Source organism: Acinetobacter sp. BEC1-S18-ESBL-01 (genome assembly GCF_014169935.1).
In the GTDB taxonomy this organism is placed as follows: Bacteria; Pseudomonadota; Gammaproteobacteria; order Pseudomonadales; family Moraxellaceae; genus Acinetobacter; species Acinetobacter pittii.
The window spans coordinates 1306778-1327003 of record NZ_AP022302.1; the positions used below are offsets into that span (position 1 = coordinate 1306778).

The window sequence follows — 20226 nt, forward strand, 5'->3', positions numbered from 1 at the left end:
AAATATGTTTGAAAAAATACGAAGTGATATGAATCCACATCAGGCTTACCGTATCAAAAAATTACAACGTCAATTAGACATGGCTGAATCTTATGAGGAATGGAAGTCTTTTGCATTAAAACTAGATGAAGAAACAGGTGTGCAAGAGTGGAAGTTTGATAATAGTTCACCTTACTTCGATGCCGAACTCATTTCTTATCGATACACTTTGCTTAAAAGATATCGTCAGCAACATCGCACATTAGACCTCATCTATTTACTTAAAGAAGGTCTAACCTACGATATTGCAAATATTGGTCATCCAATGCTTTTTGCAGCAACACATGTCGGTACAAAAAAGTTAATTGAAGACTATATTGAAGAAGTTAGTCAAAGTTTGGCTTATATTGCTTCAAGTGAATGTATTACGTTTCAAAGAAAAGAAAAAATAGAGTTTTTTGAAAACTGTGAAAAGGCGTATGGACAACCTGCACTTATGTTTTCGGGCGGGGCGACTTTAGGACTTTTTCATACGGGAGTATGTAAGGCTTTAATTGAACAAGACTTAATGCCTAAAGTGCTCTCTGGCTCAAGTGCAGGGGCAATTATGACAGGTATGCTTGGAACCTCTGCTAGTGAAGATATCCAAAACTTATTAAATGGTGAGCAATTTTTTAGTGATGCTTTTCATTTTAGGAAATTCCGTGAACTTATTAAAGGCAATGGTGGAATTGCCGATGTTCAATATTTGAAAAAATTCCTCATTGAGAATTTAGGTGATCTTACGTTTGAAGAGGCTTTCAAAAAATCTGGTTTAAACATTAATGTGGCAGTAGCGCCATATGATGCAACAGAAAACCCAAGAATTATGAATGCCATTATGACGCCGAATGTTTTGGTGTGGAGTGCAGTATTGGCTTCATGTGCCGTGCCAATTTTATTCCCACCGGTACGTTTAACCAGTAAACGTTATGACGGTGAACATACACCTTATATGGCAAATACAAAGTGGGTAGATGGAAGTGTAAGAAGCGATTTCCCGCAAGAAAGAATGGCGCGGCTTTATAATTTAAACTACACGATTGCGAGTCAGGTTAACCCACATATTGTTCCATTTATGCAAAATGATGCGGATCGCTTCCGTAAAGACGTTTTAAGTTGGCCTGAAAGAATTTTAAGACGCCAAGGTAAAGTACTATCAATGGGTATTATGGACTTTACGCGTCAACGACTTGGTTCTATTTCTCCCGTCAGAAGATTGTTAGATCATGGATATGGCGTAATGGGACAGCGTTATTATGGTGATGTAAATATCATTGCTAAATATAGCCTAAGTCACTATACCTACACTTTGCAAAACCCGCGTCCGCATCTGTTTAAGCGTTTGCAAAGAGAAGGGGAACGTGCAACTTGGCCAAAAATTTCTTCAATTGAAACCCATGCTCGTATTGGTAAGACAATTCAGCATTGTTTAGAAGTTTTGCGCTTTGAAGAAAAGAAACAACAGCCTGAGTCTTACTATGCTGAGGCATGATTTTGCTTCGCATATAGAAAACTTAACATGTGTAACAAAGCCAACAAGTGCAGCGTTAGGGCGGTGTTTATGGACATGTACCATAGATACCAAAAATTACTGGTTAAAATATCATTTGCCTGAAACCCATGCTCAAAGTGAGCAAGATTTCATGCATGAGCAATTATTTTACGAAGAAATTCACTTTAAAAAACCTGCATGGCTTTTACCTTATAAATTGATTGAGGTCAGTTTAATCCCTCAGCTAGGCCATTCTTTGGGTAAGGTTTTAATTTTACCTGATAGTGAAGTGTGGTTCAGTTCATTGGTTCATGAAAGTGATTTAACTGATGTATACCGTAAGATTTGGTTGGCAATAAATAAGCTTGCAGAGCTTCACGAACTTGGCTGGATTCATGGAGACGTTAAGGCAGAGCATTTTAGAAAGTTTCAGCAAAAGCCTTATTTAATTGATTTTGAGAAAACGAGACCGATCTCAAGTTGCGATACAGTCATGGATGCAACACCTCGTTATATGGCTCCTGAGCTATTTCGAGGAGGGCATAAGGGAATACAAAGCGATTTATATGCTTTTGGCATCATTTTATATGAATGGTTGACTCAAACTCGCTTAGAAGCAGGTAGTTATCGTGATTGGGCAATCTTGCACTGTCAAAATTTAACCATTCAATTACCCGCGCAGTTTTTGATTTTTTATCCCTTACTTGCAGGTTTATTACAAAAACAGCAGCAAAATCGATTTTCAAATGCTGATGAAGCAATAAATTGCTTAAAACAGATTCAAATTGATAAAAATCATTGATCTAGTATCTGTATACAATTTACACGGTTAGTTTTTTTTAGAAAAAAAACACTTGTCACTGTCAGATCTTATCGCTAATATACACAGCCATCGGGGGCGTGGCGAAATTGGTAGACGCACTGGATTTAGGTTCCAGCGCCGCAAGGTGTAAGAGTTCGAGTCTCTTCGCCCCCACCACTTTAAGTTAATAACTTAAAGTTTGATGTAGATGTTAAGTCATCTAGATCTTGGAAGAGGATTGGTGTAATGGTAGCATGACGGTCTCCAAAACCGTTCGTCAAGGTTCGAGTCCTTGATCCTCTGCCACATTTATTTTAAATAAATGTCCCAGATGGGGGCGTGGCGAAATTGGTAGACGCACTGGATTTAGGTTCCAGCGCCGCAAGGTGTAAGAGTTCGAGTCTCTTCGCCCCCACCATTAAAAAAGCAAGATTATGATCTTGCTTTTTTTGTGATTAAATCTTGAGTGTTTAATCATAAATATAGAGGATTGGTGTAATGGTAGCATGACGGTCTCCAAAACCGTTCGTCAAGGTTCGAGTCCTTGATCCTCTGCCATAAAATAAAGCTCCTAATCAGGAGTTTTTTTATTATCTAAAGTTTTTAATTTAAATTATTTCAATTGAAAAAAAATAACTCTTTTTATTTTGAATCAAGCTATTTTCTAAGCAATCTTTTTTTAATTTATGTCTTCAAGAATATTTACTAAAATAAGTTATTATTTAAGCAGGGAATATATTGAATTTGCTGAGATTTTTACCTAACTTATTGGTTTGTATTTATTTACTATAATTTATTGAAATTATTTATAAAAGCCTTGAATACAAATTTATTTCCTGTATTATTCAGTTAACTAGAAAAAAGACTTGTTAGTAAATCTTCTTTTAAGTATCGTAGTTTTAGTCATAATCCTTCGTTTTTTAAGATATTAAGCTCAATTTGTTATTCTTTTTTCAAAGTTATGATAGGGTCATTATTTAATGATTCTAAAATATTAGAAATCAGTAGGATATATCATGTCTAATACAGTAAGTGGTACAGTAAAGTGGTTTAACGAAACTAAAGGTTTTGGTTTCATTCAACAAGACAACGGTCCAGATGTGTTCGCTCACTTCAAAGAAATCGCAGGTTCTGGTTTCAAAACTTTGCATGAAGGTCAACGCGTAACATTTACCGTTACTCAAGGGCAAAAAGGCCCAAATGCTGTAAATATTATTCCACAATAATATACAGCAAACAAAAAAAGCACTCTTTAGTGCTTTTTTTTATTTTAGCTTTTAAAAAATTCATTGTTCTTTTAGAGCGTTAAAAGCCCTCAATAGGAGGGCTTTTTATATTTATATCAAGAATTAATCATCAGTTATATATTAACAATTGAAGATAATTTTTAATATAAACTTAAAAATATCAAAGAAATATAAATTATTAGTAAGAGATGTGTGTTAGATTAAAAATTCTTTAAATAAAGAAATTTTATATTTCACGGAATCGCTAATGAACGTTCGCCTGTGTTATGCCAGTCAACGAAACGAAAAAAATGAAGATTTATTGCAAGATTTACGTGATATTTTGACAGAAGCTAGAGATTTCAATGATTTGAATCAGATCTGTGGTGTACTTTATTATGCTGATAATGCTTTCTTTCAATGTTTAGAAGGTGAAAAAGAGGTGGTTGAAAGATTATTTGAAAAGATTACAAATGATGAAAGACATCATAATGTTAAATGGTTGTGTACATATTCCATTGAACAAAACTCTTTTCAAAAATGGTCAATGAAATATGTACAACGTAATACAAATATTGAATCTTTCTTTCTAAAAATGGGAGAAAGTACTTTTAATCCTATTCGTCTTGATGAGCAAAACTTAAAAGCTTTCATCAATGAATTAGTCATTGCCGAACAAACTAAAATTAACACAGTTAAGAAAGTGGGTATGGTGAATCGGGGGGTGAAACCGTTCTAGCTATTTGGCTATCACGCCAATATGGATGTTCTTGAGTTTAGGTAATATTTTAGTCATGACTAAATATACAATAACTGAAGTTGCGAGCATCCATATCACTTCTAAGCTTTGACTAATGACAAACATGGCCCAATAAAAAAAGCTAAACAAAGCAAGACACAATCCACTGCCTTTGAAATACCAAGTAATAAATATTCCAAACAGTGCAGATGAGAGCAGAAGATTAATCGTCTCATTCATTCCTATGTAATTAAAGAAAATAATCAGTAAGCATAAAGCTAACATTGATAGTAAATATACAAATATATTTTTTGCAATAAACATTTTCTATACCCTATCTGATGATTAAAAAGGAATCTTTCCTCTGTTTCCAGAGGAAAGATAGTACATATTAATTTTTGAGATTCTTTTTCTATTATTAAGAGTTTTTATATTAATAAAGATGACTTTATCATTTTCTCCAGATCTCTTTATTAATATTCAGCTTTCTATTTAATAGTAAAGAGTGCTTATATGTACTGAAATTAATTATAAGAAAAACAATCATTTGAGTTGTAAGCTTTGGCTTACATAATTGTGAGAGATTGCCTACATTTGTATAAATAATGATCAAATTTTACAAAATTAAATTTATAAAAAAATTTGTTTAACAATAACTTAAGTAAATATATTGTTTAGATGAGCTTTACATAAATAACAAAAAGTAACATCAACTTTAAAAGATACTTTTCTTAAAATTTATAAATATTAATAAGAGAAAATTAATCTATTTAAAAAATTTTAACATTTGATAAAATATAGTTTTATTAAGTTGTATTTCCAATAAATAAAATTTATGTATTGAAGGGTTTTAATGTGATTAATAGTGAGGAAATTATATTTATATTTTTGAGTCATCTAGTAATGAGCTGCTTTCGAATTATGAGAAAAAACTACTGCAATATAAATGAAACTAGAATATCAGATTTATAAAATTTAAATTTTGGCCAGCATAGAACTGACTACACTGGCTTTACTGCTTTTGAATTAATTATTCTGAACGAGTAGCTAACCAAGTACTCACTTCTGGCCAGACTGTAGTCGGTGCTTGGCTACCAGAAACTACGCCCATATGGCCACCCGGTACGACTTTAAAGGTTTTGTCTTCGCTACCAATTAAATCCATAAGCGGCTTAACAGCATCAGCCGTCACGATAATATCTGTGTTACCACCGACAGCTAATACTGAACATTTAATGTCTTTTAGATAGGCGGTAAGTTCACCAAATTTAACCACGCCTTTAGACAGCTCATTATCAATCCAGAAGCGGAGAATAATATCGCGCATGACTCCACCTGGGTAAGCCAACATATTATCGATAAATGAGCTTGAGGTTGCATGATCGACAATAAACTCTCGGTTATCTAGATTTTTAAAAAGTTCCCAATATGTTTTCAAATTTCCAATCGGATCCGTTAATTTAAAGCCAAGAGTGTTTTGCCACCCATGAATATGAAATGCTTCACTTGGCACATGATGGCGAATACGAAATGGCGTATGTTTGCGAACCCATTCGGCAGGTTTGGTAAGACTACCGTATAGTTTCCCCATATAACCTGCTTTGTGTGTGTCGATAGGGGACGCAAGAATAATTAGATTTTTAATATCTTTATCTTTAAACAATGCGGTATAGCAGAGCGAAAGTGCGCCGCCCAAACTCCAACCATGTAAAGAAAGCTGTTGCTGACCGCTGTGTAGGCGAACTTGCTTTAACATCTCTGGCATGAAAACTTTAATATAAGTACCGAAGTTATATTTTGCTTGGTGCCGAGTCGGGATGCCCCAGTCAATTAAATAGACATCAAAACCTTGCGCTAAAAAATAGCGTACAAAGCTACGCGTAGGAAACAAATCATAAATGAGCATGTTCACTGCTAGCGGTGGAACAATAACTAGAGGTACGCGGTGTTTAGGAGTAGAGGTATCAGTCTCATTTTTATAATGGCGTAAGGTAATGATTTCATGCTTATGAATCACATCAAAAGGTGTTTTTCCTGACAAAGCTATTTGAGGGCCTCTGAAAAAGAGATCTGATGCATTGATCAGCATGTGAGGTATTTTTTGACCAGCACGTGTCTGAAGAGATTTTTTAATAGATTGTAGCTGTGGAACATTCTGACGAACTTTAAGCAATAAACTCATTGAATATAAAACCTATAAAGATGTTGCCCAGAACAGTAAAGAGCTGGTCTTTGAAGGATATTAAAGTGAATGATGGAGAAGTTCAGTGACCCAAAAGACAGGATTTTTCTTTAAATGTATCAAGTAGAGCTTAGCTTAGCGCAATATACTGTTGCTTAAAAAATGAGTAATAAGATTAAGGCAACCAGATGTCTTGATTTCATCACTTAAGCATTTAAATCTTTAAAAAAACAATTATCAAAGCAAGATAGAAATTTAGGAGAAGATACATTGTGATTTTTTACTAAATACTCAAAATAACAAATTGATTTATATGATTATTATTAAATAAAGATGGTTTTTGTAAAGTTTGTTTGTGTTTTTTTTAAATAATAAAAAATAAAATATAATTATTTTACAATCCATTAGGAATGTAATCAGAAAGTAGTATATATGGAATTTGTTTTTAATGGTTTTTATACACTAATTTCGGCGGTTATCGTCTTATTGTTGGGCCGCTTTCTTGTTAATCGTATTGATTTTTTAAAACGTTATAATATCCCTGAACCTGTAGCGGGTGGTTTGGTTGCTGCTGTAGTTTCTTTACTTGTCCACACTTTGTGGGGGTATAGCATTGTTTTTAGTAGTGAATTACAAACCAGCTTTATGCTCGTGTTCTTTGCTTCAATTGGTTTAAGTGCTAATTTTATGAAGCTTAAAGAAGGTGGCACTGCTTTGGTCATCTTCTTAATTTGTGTAGCCTCATTTATTGTTGTGCAAAATGCTGTTGGTATGAGCCTTGCGACTTTATTGGGCCTTGACCCACTTATTGGTTTGATTGCTGGTTCAATTACTTTAACAGGTGGTCATGGTACAGCTGGCGCATGGGGTGAAATTTTAGAAACCCAGCATGGGATTCAGGGTGCTTTAGCATTAGGTATGGCGAGTGCGACCTTTGGCTTGATTATTGGTGGTGTGATTGGTGGGCCTTTAGCGAAATTGCTTATCAATCGTTACAGTCTTGCTCAACCAAAAACCAATGCTGAAATCCAAAATCGCGACACACATCTTGAACAAAATTCAGATGACCTTGCTCCGTTTGAAAACCCGCATCAAGTCCGTTTAATTACTGCCGATAATGCAATTACTACACTAGGTATGTTTGCAGCATGTTTAGCGTTTGCTGAATTTATGACTGGCTTTAGTAAGGGAACGTGGTTTGAGTTACCAACTTTCGTTTGGGCACTCGGTGGCGGTGTAATCTTAAGAAACATTTTAGAAAGCGTATTGAAAATTGATATTTTCGACCGTGCGATTGATGTATTTGGTAATGCGTCTTTGTCACTTTATTTAGCCATGGCATTGCTTTCGTTAAAACTTTGGCAACTTGCCGACCTAGCTGGCCCGTTAGTTGTAATTTTAGGTGCGCAAACCATTACGATGGCTTTATATGCAGCATTCGTGACGTTCCGCGTTATGGGCAAAAACTATGATGCAGCAGTGTTAGCAGCAGGCCATTGTGGTTTCGGTATGGGCGCAACTCCAACCGCCGTTGCAAATATGCAGGCCATTACTAATATGTATGGTCCATCGCATAAGGCTTTCTTGATTGTTCCGCTTTGTGGCGCATTCTTTGTCGACTTAATTAATGCAACGGTTATTCAGCTCATGTTGAAATTCATTGCTTAATTTGAAAAAAGCCCGTTAGGGCTTTTTTTATGGGTGTTTGTCTATGAATATTTGATTCCTATTTATAGGCTCAATTTTTATTTTCGTATGACTCAAGCCATTTTATTTTTAGGATGCTTTTTCTCAAAACTAATAATCGCCCTTAAACCTCGTTTCACATAGAATAAATTGCAGATAAATAAAATGAGAAATGTATGAGCTCAGAAGCACATTCAATTAGTTTAGTTGCCCCCGTGGTTTTATTGGCGGCTGCTGTCATTGCAGTTCCTATTTTTAAACGTATTGGTTTAGGTTCAGTACTTGGTTATTTAATTGCGGGTCTCATTATTGGCCCATTCGGTTTTGCTTTTTTTCAAGATTCCACCGCAATTTTGCATATTGCCGAGTTGGGAATCGTGATGTACCTCTTTGTGATTGGCTTGGAAATGCAGCCATCACATTTGTGGAGTCTTAGACGCGAAATTTTTGGCCTCGGTACGTTGCAGATCATTATTTGTGCATTGGCTTTAACTGGCGTTGGGCTGTTATTTGGCTTTATATGGCAAGTTGCTTTTATTGGTGCGGCAGGGTTCGTTTTAACCTCGACTGCGATTGTGATGCAGTTATTGGGGGATCGGGGTGATTTAACTCAGCCACGTGGGCAAAAGATTGTAGCCATCTTACTATTTGAAGATTTACTCATTGTGCCATTGCTGGCTATTGTTGCTTTTATGGCACCGAATCATGTGGTCGAAAGCACATCGGTACGTCTAGAAAATATAGGAATTGGTTTACTCGCAATTGCGGGGCTTATTGCGGCAGGATATTGGTTACTGAACCCATTATTTAGGCTTTTGGCTGCTGCTAAAGCCCGAGAAGTCATGACTGCGGCCGCATTATTGGTTGTGTTGGGTGCAGCGTTACTCATGCAAGTCAGCGGTTTGACCATGGCAATGGGTGCTTTCTTAGCAGGTGTGCTTTTATCTGAATCGACCTTTAGACATCAAATTGAAGCTGATATTGAACCATTCCGAGGAATCTTGTTAGGCCTGTTTTTCCTTGGGGTCGGTATGTCTCTGGATTTATCGGTAGTTGCTCAAAACTGGCAACTGATTGTGAGTGGCGTAATTGCCCTGATGCTTGCCAAAGCGCTGATGATTTATATAGTCGCACGAATCACTAAAAGCTCTCATACTGAAGCGTTGGATCGTGCCTTACTCATGGCTCAAGGTGGAGAGTTTGCTTTTGTACTTTTCTCGGCTGCATTAAGCGCACAAGTTATTGATAGTACCGTTAAATCTAACTTAACTGCCATTGTTGTGCTTTAAATGGTGTTGACCCCAATTGTTGGTATTATTTTCAAACGTTTTACTCAAGCAAAAACGAAGGTTTCATTAGAAAACATCGACATTGCTGACGGGCTAAGCGGTAGTGTTTTAATGATCGGTTTTGGGCGCTTTGGACAGGTCACCAGTCAATTATTATTAGCAAGAGGTGTCGATGTCACCATTATTGATAATAATACCGACATGATTCGAAACGCCGAAAAGTTTGGTTTTAAAATTTATTATGGCGATGGCTGCCGTCTAGATATTCTGCATGCGTCTGGCGCCGCAACAGCACAAGCGATTGTGGTGTGTGTAGATAGCAAGGAAACCACCAATAGAATTGTAGAACTCGTGACCCATGAATTTCCTTTAGCAAAACTGTTAGTCCGTTCATATGACCGCGAGCATTCACTGCATTTAGTTAAACAAAAAGTGGACTTTATGATTCGTGAAACGTTTGAATCTGCAATTAAGTTTGGCGGCGTGATTTTGCAAGAACTTGGAGTGGATGAAGATGAAGTAGAAAGAATTACCGAGGAAATTCGTGATTTGGATAATGAGCGTTTTGAAACTGAAATCGCTGCAGATGACGTCAATGCGGGAGTAGGTATGCAATATACACATACTCATCATCCAAGACCTACAGCACCATTGATTCGACCAAAACAAGAAGGGCGGATTTTAAATAAAGAAGATGCCTCAGATAATGAAAGTATCAATTAGTATAAAAATATCCGTAAAAGCTTTGTTTAGCAGAGCTTTTACGGAATGACTATAAATGCTCTAAGGCTGTGCCTTTGACTGGATTGTTACATAAATAAAATCGTAAATAGGGGAGTTGAAGAACTTTTTATTTTGAAATCTTAAAAACTTACTCAAGTTCCAACTGATTATCATCTTTTGTAATTTTAATTTTTAACTTTTTATATTTTCGCTTATTTGGATCTAGGGCGGAGTTCATCACTTCATCGGCGAAAGGCGGGCACTGCATCAGTTTTGCATAAGCTCTGTAGCCGATGCGTATACGAGTAGGCGGGCAATCGGTTCTTTTTGAGTAGTATTCAATGAGTGAGTTCAGTTCTTGTAATAAAGTTTGCTGTTCCATCATACATACTTAACAATTAGATAACTTAAGCATAATGGACTTAAACGCCTAAAGAAATATGTATGTAAAATATTCACTTTCTTAAAATGTGATGTATTTTATCATTATTTACGTTTTTTATACATTGACTTATTTTTGCCTCTAAAACTCTCATAAATTAAATTGGATTAATATTGAAAAACTATAAAAAAGTACATTTTATTTTCAACCATATTCATTACTATGCTTAAGAAAGGATAATAAGATATATATTTATATTATTGTTTTTTATGAAAATAATTTGTGAATGATAACTATTTAGAAAAAATGAAAATTAATTAGAAATATCTATTAATAATAATTGTACAATACTTACCTAATGTTTCTTAATCTTACAATAAGTTACACAACTTAAAGCATACTTACTTTAAGAGCAGTCCAAATACCACTTAATAAATAGGGATACCCTAATGCCTCAATAAGAGGTGGTCCCACATGTTTGAACAACTAAAAGCTTATTTATAAGTGATACTCTGCTCTAGTTAAGCTACCTTATTTTGTTGTGGTAGCTGGTCATAGTAAAACTCATCTGGAGTCATTTTGTCCAGACTCGAATGAGGTCGTTTCAAATTATAAAATTCAAAATATGCGTTTAATTGCTTCTTCGCATCCAAAACATTGCTGTAGGCTTTGAGATACACCTCTTCATATTTAACGCTCCGCCATAATCGTTCAACCATCACATTATCAACCCATCGACCTTTACCATCCATGCTGATTTGGATGTCATTTGATTTCAATACATCAATAAATGCATCACTGGTAAACTGACTGCCTTGGTCTGTATTAAATATTTCAGGTCGACCATATTTTTCAATAGCTTCATTTAATGTTTCTATGCAAAATGTAACCTCCATACTAATCGATACTCTATGCGCAAGTACCTTGCGGCTATGCCAATCAATCACAGCACATAAATAAACAAAGCCTTTTGCCATAGGGATATACGTTATATCCGTAGACCACACTTGATTACTGCGCTGAATAGCCAATCCTTTGAGCAGATATGGATATTTGCGGTGAGCTTGATTAGCCTGGCTTAAATTTGGTTTGCAATATAACGCATTAATGCCCATTTTCTTCATTAAAGTACGTGTATGACGTCGTCCTATATGATGTCCTTGACGATTCAACAAATCACGCATCATACGGCTACCTGCAAAAGGGTATTGCATATGTAACTCATCCATACACCGCATCAGCTTCAGATCTGATGCACTCACAGGTTTTGGGCGATAGTAATAACAACCACGGGAGACTTTCAGCAGCTGAGCTTGCTTAGATACTGAAATCTGAAGTGAGTCATCGATTAACTTTTGTGGTTGAAGCGGCCCAGTTTCTTCAACACACCTTCTAAAAAATCAATTTCTAATGCCTGCTCACCGATTTTTGCATGTAGTTTTTTTAGATCGATGGGTGGTTCTGTTGGAGCTTTTGATTGATCGAAAGCTTGCGAGGAAGCTGAAATCAGTTGATTTTTCCAGTCGATAATTTGGTTTTGATGAACATCAAATTCAGCACTCAATTCAGCAAGTGTTTTTTCTGCTTTAATCGCAGCAAGTGCTACCTTAGCTTTAAAATCATTTGAATGATTTCTTCTTGGTCTACGTGCCATAAAATACTCCATATATTGATGTTTATAACATCATTTGGGGAGCAAAATATCACTTATAAGTGTTGTTCAAATTTCCTGATCCACCTCTATATCTGATTTTTGCAGAAAGTGTGTATAGGAAAGTTGAAGAAAATGAGCTCTTTTCAGATGACACCATTGAAAACCTTAATAATCTGATGACTTTTATTCGTAAAGAAATAGCAGGAACCGTATTTAAACTAAAGTACAACTACATTGATTTCAATGAAGCTTTTAGTAAACCCCTCCATGAATGTAAGGTAAAAATTGATGTAAGTTTAATTCCGCATTACAGTCATGAAAATGAATATATTTTATGGCTCGCAGGATTCATTGAAAAAATTACTGAAGGCGGCCCGAAAACCCCACCTCCCATCAAAAACTTTATTCCTGAATTTATTAGCTTAAGGCTAGAGTTTGACTCAGTCGCTTTACCTTATGAAAAAAATGAAAATCAGGGTGAGGAAATTACCGAGTATTTCAATTCTCAAGCTTTCACCAAAACTTTGAAAAAGTGAAAATGACGAGGTAAATACAAATTTCAACAAGCCGCCTTCGGGCGGTGTTTTTTAATTGAATTGTCACAAAGAAAGGTTAATTTAAAGTCATAACAAAAATTGATGAAGATTGTTGCGAACAATAAAATCAAAAGCAATTTTCACAGACGTGGTCGTGAGGTAATTAGGGCTAATTCGAAAGAGTTGGCTTTTTTGTTTTGATCAATTTTTATTTACAAATCATACTTTGAATCGAATTATTTAGCTTCTTTAAAGCAGAACTTAGCTATTATTAAGCTTTAGTATCTAATTGAATTTTAATAATAATGAAAGAGATATTTTATGTTCGGAACCAAATTGACGGTCTAAAATTTAAAGATTATCCTTCTTTTTTATGGCAAAACGGAAGTAGGACACTTTAGGGTGTGCTAGGGTCTAACTAGTCTGTCAACCTTCTTTCGTCTTGCCACCATTCGTTAGCAGTATTTGTATATCTTTAAATTTAAGTTGAATTAGAATTTAGCTTAACTATCTAATTGAATGAAAAACAATAATTATTTAACTATTTTCTATTCAACCTTACATTGACACTCTAAACCTTGACGATTATCCTTTGCCTGCTGGCCTACATTGCCAGTCGGTTTTAGCAGACCGTCTACAAAAGGCGCACAACAATGCTGTTTTGGTTTTTGTGCGTTCTCTTAAGTCACGCCTTTATGGTGAGGCTAGGAGGGACACCTTCGGGTGTGCTGGTTTCCTTTTGTACCAGTCTGCTAACCCTTCTAGTCTTGCCACCATTATTTAGCAGTAATTGGTAAGACTCTTCTAAATCAAAAGGAGTCCGCCGTTATGCGTACTATTTCTTCTCTCTCGTTGGCAACCTTTGCCAAATTCTTTCTATCCATACCGTTTATACAGTCTTTAAAACGATTTAACCGACTTTAGGTTTCTACATCTTAAGAATCGTTAAGACTAAAACATAGCAACAATAAACCAGAGATAGGTGAGCACACCATTATTGTGCGGCTTTTGCATGCCTGTATTTAGCGCTCATTTTAAGAGTGACGGCATTTCTATCTCTTTTATATACAACAAAAAATTATTTTAAGCGGTATACATGAAAAATTTAGAAGTTTCATTTAGAGCGACGCGAGCGCTTAACACAGCAGCAGATTTATTTAAACAATACGGCTTTAACAAGGTCGGGGTGGACCGAATTGTTAGTGAAACTAAAATTTCTAAAGCCACTTTTTACAACTACTTTCACTCCAAAGAAAGATTAATTGAAATGTGTTTGTTGGTTCAAAAAGAACACTTAAAAGAAAAAGTGAGAGCGGTAAGTGAATCTCGTCAATATTCAGATTTGGCTATTAAGCTTAGACAAATCTACCTTTTACATGCGGACTTAACAGGTGCGTATTATCTGTTGTTTAAAGCGATTTTTGAAATTAAAAAGCTTTATCCAAACGCCTATCAAACCGCAATTCGGTATAGACGATGGCTTAAAAATGAAATTTTCTGGGTCCTGCGAGAATCTAAAAAAAGGGCTACGTATGAAGAATCGGATATTTTTGTATTTATGATTGATGGTGCGATTTTTGGTCTTTTAGGTTCAAGCCAAAATGAAGAACCTGATGAGTTGTTGGATTACTTTTTAAAGATAAATGCTTAAATTGAAAAACTGAAATAGTAAATTAAAGAACAGAAAGGAAAAAGTGAGGCTGCTAGAGCCTCACTTTATATAGGTGCTTATTTGCCTTTTTTGGTTTTTAAATACTCTGCATAAGCTTCATCTGCAAAGCGTCTGAGAGAATCACCAATTGAGGCATATTGGTATTCATTCAGGTTAGCTAAAGATGCACGGGCAGAAGGGTGCTGCACACCAAAGCCAGAACCGGGTAATAAAACCACTCCTGTTTCATCGGCAACTCTAAACAATAGTTCGGTCGGATTTTTATTTTTCATTACCCAATCCGCAAACTCGTCTCCATAGAGAGTCCGTGATGTGTTTTCAAGGTTGACTAGGGTGTAGTAGTCCACAGCATTTGGATCTGTTGGAACCTCGACGCCAAGTTGTCTGTAAAGTGCCGCATCGCGTTCACGTACAACAGACTTAACGGCTTTTTTGTAGCTCTGACGTGAGTCCATTAGATTAAACAAGGCAAATAAAACCATTTGAACTTGTTGTGGGGTAGATAGGCCCGCAGTATGGTTCAAAGCAACATTACGGCTGTCTGCAACTAAACGGTCAATAAACTTAATGCTTGCTGGGTCTGTGGTTAAAGATGAATAGCGCTCTTCAAGCTCTTTCTTTTCTTTTTTTGATAAGTTCGCAATTTGTTTATCAAGCACATTGTTATTTGAAAGCGCAATGACACCAAGTCGCCAACCAGTCGCACCAAAGTATTTAGAGAACGAATAAACCAGAATTGTATTGTCAGGACAGATCGCAAATAGTGATTTGAAGTTATCGGCAAATGTACCGTAAACGTCATCTGTCAAAATAATCAGATCTGGGCGTTTTTTGACGATATCAGCCAAAATCGCAAGACCTTCATCGCTCATTTTTACCGATGGTGGGTTACTTGGGTTGACTAAAAAGAACGCTTTAATAGACGGATCTTCTAACTTTCTAAGCTCCGACTCTGGATATTGCCAATCGAGTTTAGGGTCTGCCGCAATTAATACTTCTTCAAGCTGGTAGTCATTGAGTTTTGGAATCTCAAGATATGGCGTGAAAATAGGGCTACCAATGGCAATACGGTCGCCATTTTTGATAATTTTATTTTCTTTTAATGAGTTAAAAATATAGGCCATTGCGGCTGTTCCGCCTTCAACCGCAAACAAATCTAAGTCTCTTTTTTGCATGCCTTGTACGCCCATTTCTCGTAAGACGTACTCTTTAATAATGGTTTCACTCACTCGAAGCATTCGGTCTGGCACTGGATAGTTACACCCTAAAATTCCTTCAACCATTTCAAGTAAAAAAAGATCTGGGTCTAAGCCTAACTGGTCGCGCACATAAGACACTGCTTTGCCTAAAAAGACCACACCGGGTTTGTCGCGGTTTTCCAAAATGAAGTTATCAAAACGTGATTGGAGTCCAACGGGGCGCGGGAAGCCACCTAGACCTTCCGGCATATAGGAAAATGAAAATTCGGATTCGGTCGCAGAAAACAGACCCAGTTGGAAGAATGCTCGACGTGGGATAGTCGCAAGAAAGTTCGGATTACCACGCCCAGCATTTAGCATCATTCGGTCAGTTCTGCTTTGAGCTAATTCTATTAAATTATCTTTAAGCTCAAATGGGCTGAGTTTTGCATATTTAGAATAATCGACTTTCCCCATGGGACGTCTCCTTAATTATAGTGAGATGAATAAAATTTCTAATTCAATGTATAAAATCAGGCCAAGCCTACGATCAGTGGTCCGAGCAAGGTTAAGAACACATTTGCTAGGGCATAGGTAATTGCAAATGGAACGGTCGGAATCGAGTTTCCTGCTTTGTCTAAAATTGCACCAAATGCAGGGTTTGCACTGCGTGAACCAGATAGTGCACCTGCCATTACTGCAACGTTGTCATAACGCAGAACATAACGAGCAAAGAGCATGGAAAGTAGGAGAGGAACCAGTGTTACCACAACTCCAATCATAAAGAGTGAAAGACCACTTTCTTTAATGGTTTGAATAGCTTGTAAACCTGATTGTAAGCCGACAGCAGCAACGAAGCCCGCAAGTCCCAAATCTTTAAGAAGCTGTGAAGCTGCTAAAGGCATATTGCCATGCACCTGATTTCGACTTCGAATCCAACCAAACAGAAGACCTGATAGTAAAGCACCGCCACCAGCACCCAGAGTTAATGGCACATCACCCAAACGAATCACAAATAGACCAATCACCAAACCAACCACAAGGCCAGCACCATGAAAAATCCAGTCCGTTTTTAAGCTTTCAGGTAAGGCTTTACCTGCTTCTTTCACCAAGCGGTCGAGGTCGCTTTTTGTACCGTATACGGTGACCACATCGCCTTGTCGTAAAACGGTGTCATCACTTAAAGGTTGTGTCTCATCGTTACGCTTAATTGCAAGTACATAAATACCGTGCTTTAAATACGCAGGCGTATTGGCCTTAATGTCTCCTAAGGTGCGGTTGAGATATTTGGAATTTCTTAGGATGACATCGCTGGTATCCATAATCATTTCCATACCTTGCGATGACTGTAATTCGCTACCGATTTGCTCGGCAACTGAAACTACATTGGCACGGCGACCAACCAGTAAAATGACATCGTCTGTTTGTAAAGTTAGCTCGGGAGCGACATCAATAAACTGATCTTTACGTTTTAACCGTTCAATCGTAATACTCGGCTCTTTTGCTTCAATTTCCGCAATAGTTTGCCCATTGGCTTGTTTAACTTTATAAATACGGCCAACAATTTCGGGCATTGCCAGTTCTTGGCCTGGGGCTAATTCAAAAGCACCTTTCAGTCGTTCACTTTGAGCTTTTAAAGCATCGTCGTGAATTTCTTTACCCATAAATTTAGGCAAGATATTCACACAGACAATAATTGCTCCCAATGAACCGAAAATATAAGTGACCGCATAGCCAATCGCGACATTTGCTTGAAGTCTTTGAATTTCTGCGAGTGGGAGATCGAGTCTAGAAATTGCATCTCCCGCAGTCCCAATAATGGCTGATTGAGTCATGCCGCCCGCAGCGAGACCCGCAGCCAAGCCTTTATCGAGATGAAAAATTTTAGCCATCACTAAAACAGTGACTAAACCACACACTGCCATGAATACTGCTAATAAAATTTCTTTTATGGACTGTGGACCCAGTGATTTAAAAAACTGAGGGCCACTTTCAAAGCCTACTGCGTAAATGAAGAGAGCAAATAAAATTGCTTTAACACCGTTATCGACAGGTACGCCAATAAGGCTTAAAACAACTGCGACGAGTAAGGAGCCTGCGACTCCACCAAACTGAAATTTTCCAAACTGGAATTGTCCAATCCAGAAGCCTATTGCGAGTGATAAGAACAATAATATTTCGGGGCTGTGCTTTAAAACACCTTGTAACCATTCAATCATTTTGATCTCACTTTTATTATTAGCTCTATCTTTAATATATAAATTTATTTATTTTTCATTTTTAAAATACAGTATGAAAATTACTTAAGCAAACCTTCAGGTTTAGTGGTTTTCTTAAGTTTAATTATAAAAAATAATGTGCTTAAAATACGTGTGAACTAAGGTCTGGTGGTAATTCTGAGTGTTTAAATCAACTATTAATTTTTTAATGAAAGGTAAAATTTATTTACAATAATATAAAGAATATTTTATGAGATTAAAGCGTCTTGCTTATATCTAATCTTGAAAATAAATTTTTAATATATTGATATTTAAAGAATTAATTTTTAATTGTTAGACTGGTCTTAATTTTTATATAAATTAAAAAACAATCTACTTAAAATTAATTTTTTGATAATTGTGTCGCATAAATTAATTTTTAATATATTTAAATTAATCTTCATAATTACATTTATTTTAAAGAAAAATATAAGATTTGAAATTGCTATTCTTGAATAGAATGTATATTTGAATATAAAAGTGATTAATGTTTTGGTTTTATATTCTAATTAAAATTATCATATTAAAAAGAGAGGGTTATGGGTATTAAAAAAACTTTAGAACTACTCTATGACCGCTCATATTTTTAAGTAAATCTCTGTCCGCCTCTATAACCAACACGCTATTCTTTTGTACTGTTTTCCCAATGACTCACATGTCGTACTGTTCAGAAATGCTAAATTTCTGATGGTTCTGCGCTGTCACATGCTGATCTCAGATATTTTGGTCATAAAACTGTGTTATCTCAGCTTAAGCCTTTGACTTTTAGGTTCTATTTTAATTTGGCCACAGAATTTGTACAGATTATTCAGCAGTTTCAATAATATATTGAACAGTACACGGTAATTTTCATCTCAAAATTTATGATGACTTGGATAGTTTTTCGATTGATTTATATTTTAATTTACCTTAGTAATAAAAAGAGTTTTGTGTGACACAGTTAAAACTATAAATCTCAGAGTATAACTATGAAGCTTAAAGAATTAGCAGGTTGTGAGGAATGCGATACTGTCTATCGTAGAACCCCGCTTGCTTATGGAAAAAGAGCTTATTGCTTATGCTGCGGTGCTGAACTCTATCGGCACACCAAACCTTTTTCGACACTGTTGGCTTTAATCTTAACGGCGTTGATCGTATTTGTTATTGCCAATAGCTTTCCTATTGTAAAAATTGAATTACAGGGCAATATCTCTGAAACCACTTTACTTGGTGCGGTCTGGGTAATGTTTCATTATGATCGGGCTTTTGTTGGCATTCTTATTTTAATCACCACTTTTATTGTGCCACTTTCCTATCTGTTATTACTCTCCTATGTGTTGGGCACAGTAAGCGTATTGAAGAAAAGACCCACATTTTTAGTGTTTGCCTTACGTACACTTTATTTTATGAGAGTGTGGGGAATGGTTGAGGTGTTCTTAATCGGAATCTTGGTCACACTTGTGAAGTTAATGGGAATGGTGCTGGTGATTCCCGAGATTGCGTTATGGGCATTTGCGATTTTAAGTGTATTGTTGGTCTATATCACTTCCATAAAGGTGAGTGATATATGGAATGAAATTGATAGGTCACTGCCATGAAAACGATAAAAAATGTGACCCAAACACAAAGCTCACAGCAAGGGTCAGTGCTTAAGCAATACCCAAGAGCCAAAGATCTCTCATTAATTGTGTGTCACTGCTGTGGCATCGTAAATTCTGCGAAAAATGAAAAAAGACGTCTAGGCCAAAGCCATCAGGTGTTACGTTGTATTCGTTGTAATAGCGTGCTGCATTCACGTAAACCAGCGAGTTTAAACCGAACTTTTGCCTTAGTGGTAGCTGCGACCATTCTCTATATTCCCGCCAATGTACTTCCAATGACGGTGACTGACTCATTGTTGGGTAGCCAGCAAGATACCATCATGAGTGGGGTCATTTACTTTTGGCAAAGTGGAGACTATCTGGTTTCAGTGGTTATTTTCATGGCCAGTATTTTTATTCCCATGCTAAAGCTACTGATTTTGTATTTTTTATTGGTGGCGGTATATCTTCAGCAATCTTCAGCATGGAAATTTTTACCTGAGCAATGCGTTAAATTATATCGAGTTGTCGAGTTTATCGGCCGTTGGTCAATGATTGACGTATTTGTGGTGGCACTTTTAACAGCGCTCATTCAGATTCAATCACTTGCTACCATTTTAGCAGGGCCGGGTTCGATCGCTTTTGGTGCGGTTGTAGTGTTAACCATGTTTGCATCGTTAAGTTTTGACCCACGGCTTATTTGGGATAACTTCTACGCATCTCAAAATACAAATAAACCTTCTATTTTTGCCTCAAACAAAACCAAGATTATTCAGGCTGAACACCCGCCGTTGAATAATGATTCCATTAATCCCAGTCAATAAAAG

At 36.4% G+C, this 20226-nt stretch carries 15 protein-coding genes, 4 tRNA genes and 1 pseudogene; 14 read left to right on the top strand and 6 right to left on the bottom strand.

The window, feature by feature from the left end; translation table 11 throughout:
• Positions 1 to 4: 4 nt before the first annotated feature.
• From H7R46_RS06070 to H7R46_RS06105, 8 genes are all read left to right on the top strand, one after another.
• Positions 5 to 1513 (top strand): DUF3336 domain-containing protein, encoded by a 1509-nt coding sequence (locus H7R46_RS06070; RefSeq protein ID WP_005073515.1) that lies wholly within the window; start codon positions 5 to 7, stop codon positions 1511 to 1513.
• A complete protein-coding gene (locus H7R46_RS06075; protein WP_005068352.1) occupies positions 1500 to 2315 on the top strand; it encodes a protein kinase domain-containing protein in 816 nt (271 codons plus the stop codon). Before H7R46_RS06070 ends, H7R46_RS06075 begins: the two co-directional genes overlap by 14 nt.
• 92 nt (positions 2316 to 2407) lie before the next feature.
• Positions 2408 to 2492 (top strand) — tRNA-Leu (locus H7R46_RS06080).
• Positions 2493 to 2547: 55 nt separating this feature from the next.
• Positions 2548 to 2621: transfer RNA gene (locus H7R46_RS06085), tRNA-Trp, on the top strand.
• 27 nt (positions 2622 to 2648) lie between these two features.
• Positions 2649 to 2733, top strand: a tRNA-Leu gene (locus H7R46_RS06090).
• A 66-nt stretch (positions 2734 to 2799) separates the two neighbouring features.
• A tRNA-Trp gene (locus H7R46_RS06095) sits at positions 2800 to 2873 on the top strand.
• A 458-nt stretch (positions 2874 to 3331) separates the two neighbouring features.
• A complete protein-coding gene (locus tag H7R46_RS06100; protein WP_002115279.1) occupies positions 3332 to 3541 on the top strand; it encodes a cold-shock protein in 210 nt (69 codons plus the stop codon).
• A gap of 268 nt (positions 3542 to 3809) precedes the next feature.
• Entirely contained in the window at positions 3810 to 4280 is a 471-nt protein-coding gene (locus tag H7R46_RS06105; protein WP_005068354.1) for an AnBLUF65 family BLUF photoreceptors, read from the top strand.
• Here H7R46_RS06105 and H7R46_RS06110 read toward each other — a convergent pair whose 3' ends face one another.
• Both H7R46_RS06110 and H7R46_RS06115 read right to left on the bottom strand, forming a co-directional pair.
• On the bottom strand, positions 4281 to 4604 hold the full coding sequence (locus H7R46_RS06110; protein WP_005068356.1) for a hypothetical protein: 324 nt from the start codon (positions 4602 to 4604) through the stop codon (positions 4281 to 4283).
• Positions 4605 to 5310: 706 nt separating this feature from the next.
• A complete protein-coding gene (locus H7R46_RS06115; RefSeq protein ID WP_005068359.1) occupies positions 5311 to 6462 on the bottom strand; it encodes an alpha/beta fold hydrolase in 1152 nt (383 codons plus the stop codon).
• Between the two features lie 432 nt (positions 6463 to 6894).
• Between H7R46_RS06115 and gltS the strand changes: the two genes are divergently transcribed.
• Together gltS and H7R46_RS06125 are read left to right on the top strand one after the other, a co-directional pair.
• Positions 6895 to 8130: a sodium/glutamate symporter gene (gene gltS, locus H7R46_RS06120; RefSeq protein WP_002115276.1), complete on the top strand. Its 1236-nt coding sequence runs from the start codon at positions 6895 to 6897 to the stop codon at positions 8128 to 8130.
• Positions 8131 to 8324: 194 nt separating this feature from the next.
• Positions 8325 to 10160: pseudogene (locus H7R46_RS06125) on the top strand (monovalent cation:proton antiporter-2 (CPA2) family protein).
• A gap of 148 nt (positions 10161 to 10308) precedes the next feature.
• Here the strand turns inward: H7R46_RS06125 and H7R46_RS06130 are convergent.
• Positions 10309 to 10542 carry a hypothetical protein gene (locus tag H7R46_RS06130; protein WP_016806139.1) on the bottom strand — a complete coding sequence of 78 codons (234 nt, stop codon included), beginning with the start codon at positions 10540 to 10542 and terminating at the stop codon, positions 10309 to 10311.
• Positions 10543 to 11063: 521 nt separating this feature from the next.
• Positions 11064 to 12208 (bottom strand): IS3 family transposase gene (locus tag H7R46_RS06135; RefSeq protein WP_085944219.1). Its coding sequence is split into 2 segments (ribosomal slippage): positions 11064 to 11944 and positions 11944 to 12208, totalling 1146 coding nucleotides; the frame shifts between segments, so codons are not numbered across the junction.
• A gap of 50 nt (positions 12209 to 12258) precedes the next feature.
• On the opposite strand from H7R46_RS06135, the gene H7R46_RS06140 reads away from it, so the two are divergent.
• Both H7R46_RS06140 and H7R46_RS06145 read left to right on the top strand, forming a co-directional pair.
• On the top strand, positions 12259 to 12732 hold the full coding sequence (locus tag H7R46_RS06140; protein WP_182924258.1) for a hypothetical protein: 474 nt from the start codon (positions 12259 to 12261) through the stop codon (positions 12730 to 12732).
• Between the two features lie 1096 nt (positions 12733 to 13828).
• Positions 13829 to 14383: a TetR/AcrR family transcriptional regulator gene (locus H7R46_RS06145; RefSeq protein ID WP_005068373.1), complete on the top strand. Its 555-nt coding sequence runs from the start codon at positions 13829 to 13831 to the stop codon at positions 14381 to 14383.
• 77 nt (positions 14384 to 14460) lie between these two features.
• Here the strand turns inward: H7R46_RS06145 and H7R46_RS06150 are convergent, their stop codons facing one another.
• Together H7R46_RS06150 and aspT are read right to left on the bottom strand one after the other, a co-directional pair.
• On the bottom strand, positions 14461 to 16059 hold the full coding sequence (locus H7R46_RS06150) for a bifunctional aspartate transaminase/aspartate 4-decarboxylase (RefSeq protein WP_005068375.1): 1599 nt from the start codon (positions 16057 to 16059) through the stop codon (positions 14461 to 14463).
• A 56-nt stretch (positions 16060 to 16115) separates the two neighbouring features.
• Positions 16116 to 17801 carry an aspartate-alanine antiporter gene (gene aspT / locus H7R46_RS06155; protein ID WP_005068377.1) on the bottom strand — a complete coding sequence of 562 codons (1686 nt, stop codon included), beginning with the start codon at positions 17799 to 17801 and terminating at the stop codon, positions 16116 to 16118.
• 1007 nt (positions 17802 to 18808) lie between these two features.
• Here aspT and H7R46_RS06160 point away from each other — a divergent pair.
• Both H7R46_RS06160 and H7R46_RS06165 read left to right on the top strand, forming a co-directional pair.
• A complete protein-coding gene (locus tag H7R46_RS06160; RefSeq protein ID WP_005068380.1) occupies positions 18809 to 19417 on the top strand; it encodes a paraquat-inducible protein A in 609 nt (202 codons plus the stop codon).
• Complete coding sequence (locus H7R46_RS06165) at positions 19414 to 20223, top strand: paraquat-inducible protein A (RefSeq protein WP_005068382.1); 810 nt, start codon at positions 19414 to 19416, stop codon at positions 20221 to 20223. Before H7R46_RS06160 ends, H7R46_RS06165 begins: the two co-directional genes overlap by 4 nt.
• Positions 20224 to 20226 lie beyond the last annotated feature (3 nt).

Coding starts and splice junctions, on each gene's coding strand:
- H7R46_RS06070 (WP_005073515.1), top strand. CDS start 5: ATGTTTGAAAAAATACGAAGTGATATGAATCCACATCAGGCTTACCGT.
- H7R46_RS06075 (WP_005068352.1), top strand. CDS start 1,500: ATGCTGAGGCATGATTTTGCTTCGCATATAGAAAACTTAACATGTGTA.
- H7R46_RS06100 (WP_002115279.1), top strand. CDS start 3,332: ATGTCTAATACAGTAAGTGGTACAGTAAAGTGGTTTAACGAAACTAAA.
- H7R46_RS06105 (WP_005068354.1), top strand. CDS start 3,810: ATGAACGTTCGCCTGTGTTATGCCAGTCAACGAAACGAAAAAAATGAA.
- H7R46_RS06110 (WP_005068356.1), bottom strand. CDS start 4,604: ATGTTTATTGCAAAAAATATATTTGTATATTTACTATCAATGTTAGCT.
- H7R46_RS06115 (WP_005068359.1), bottom strand. CDS start 6,462: ATGAGTTTATTGCTTAAAGTTCGTCAGAATGTTCCACAGCTACAATCT.
- gltS (WP_002115276.1), top strand. CDS start 6,895: ATGGAATTTGTTTTTAATGGTTTTTATACACTAATTTCGGCGGTTATC.
- H7R46_RS06130 (WP_016806139.1), bottom strand. CDS start 10,542: ATGGAACAGCAAACTTTATTACAAGAACTGAACTCACTCATTGAATAC.
- H7R46_RS06145 (WP_005068373.1), top strand. CDS start 13,829: ATGAAAAATTTAGAAGTTTCATTTAGAGCGACGCGAGCGCTTAACACA.
- H7R46_RS06150 (WP_005068375.1), bottom strand. CDS start 16,059: ATGGGGAAAGTCGATTATTCTAAATATGCAAAACTCAGCCCATTTGAG.
- aspT (WP_005068377.1), bottom strand. CDS start 17,801: ATGATTGAATGGTTACAAGGTGTTTTAAAGCACAGCCCCGAAATATTA.
- H7R46_RS06160 (WP_005068380.1), top strand. CDS start 18,809: ATGAAGCTTAAAGAATTAGCAGGTTGTGAGGAATGCGATACTGTCTAT.
- H7R46_RS06165 (WP_005068382.1), top strand. CDS start 19,414: ATGAAAACGATAAAAAATGTGACCCAAACACAAAGCTCACAGCAAGGG.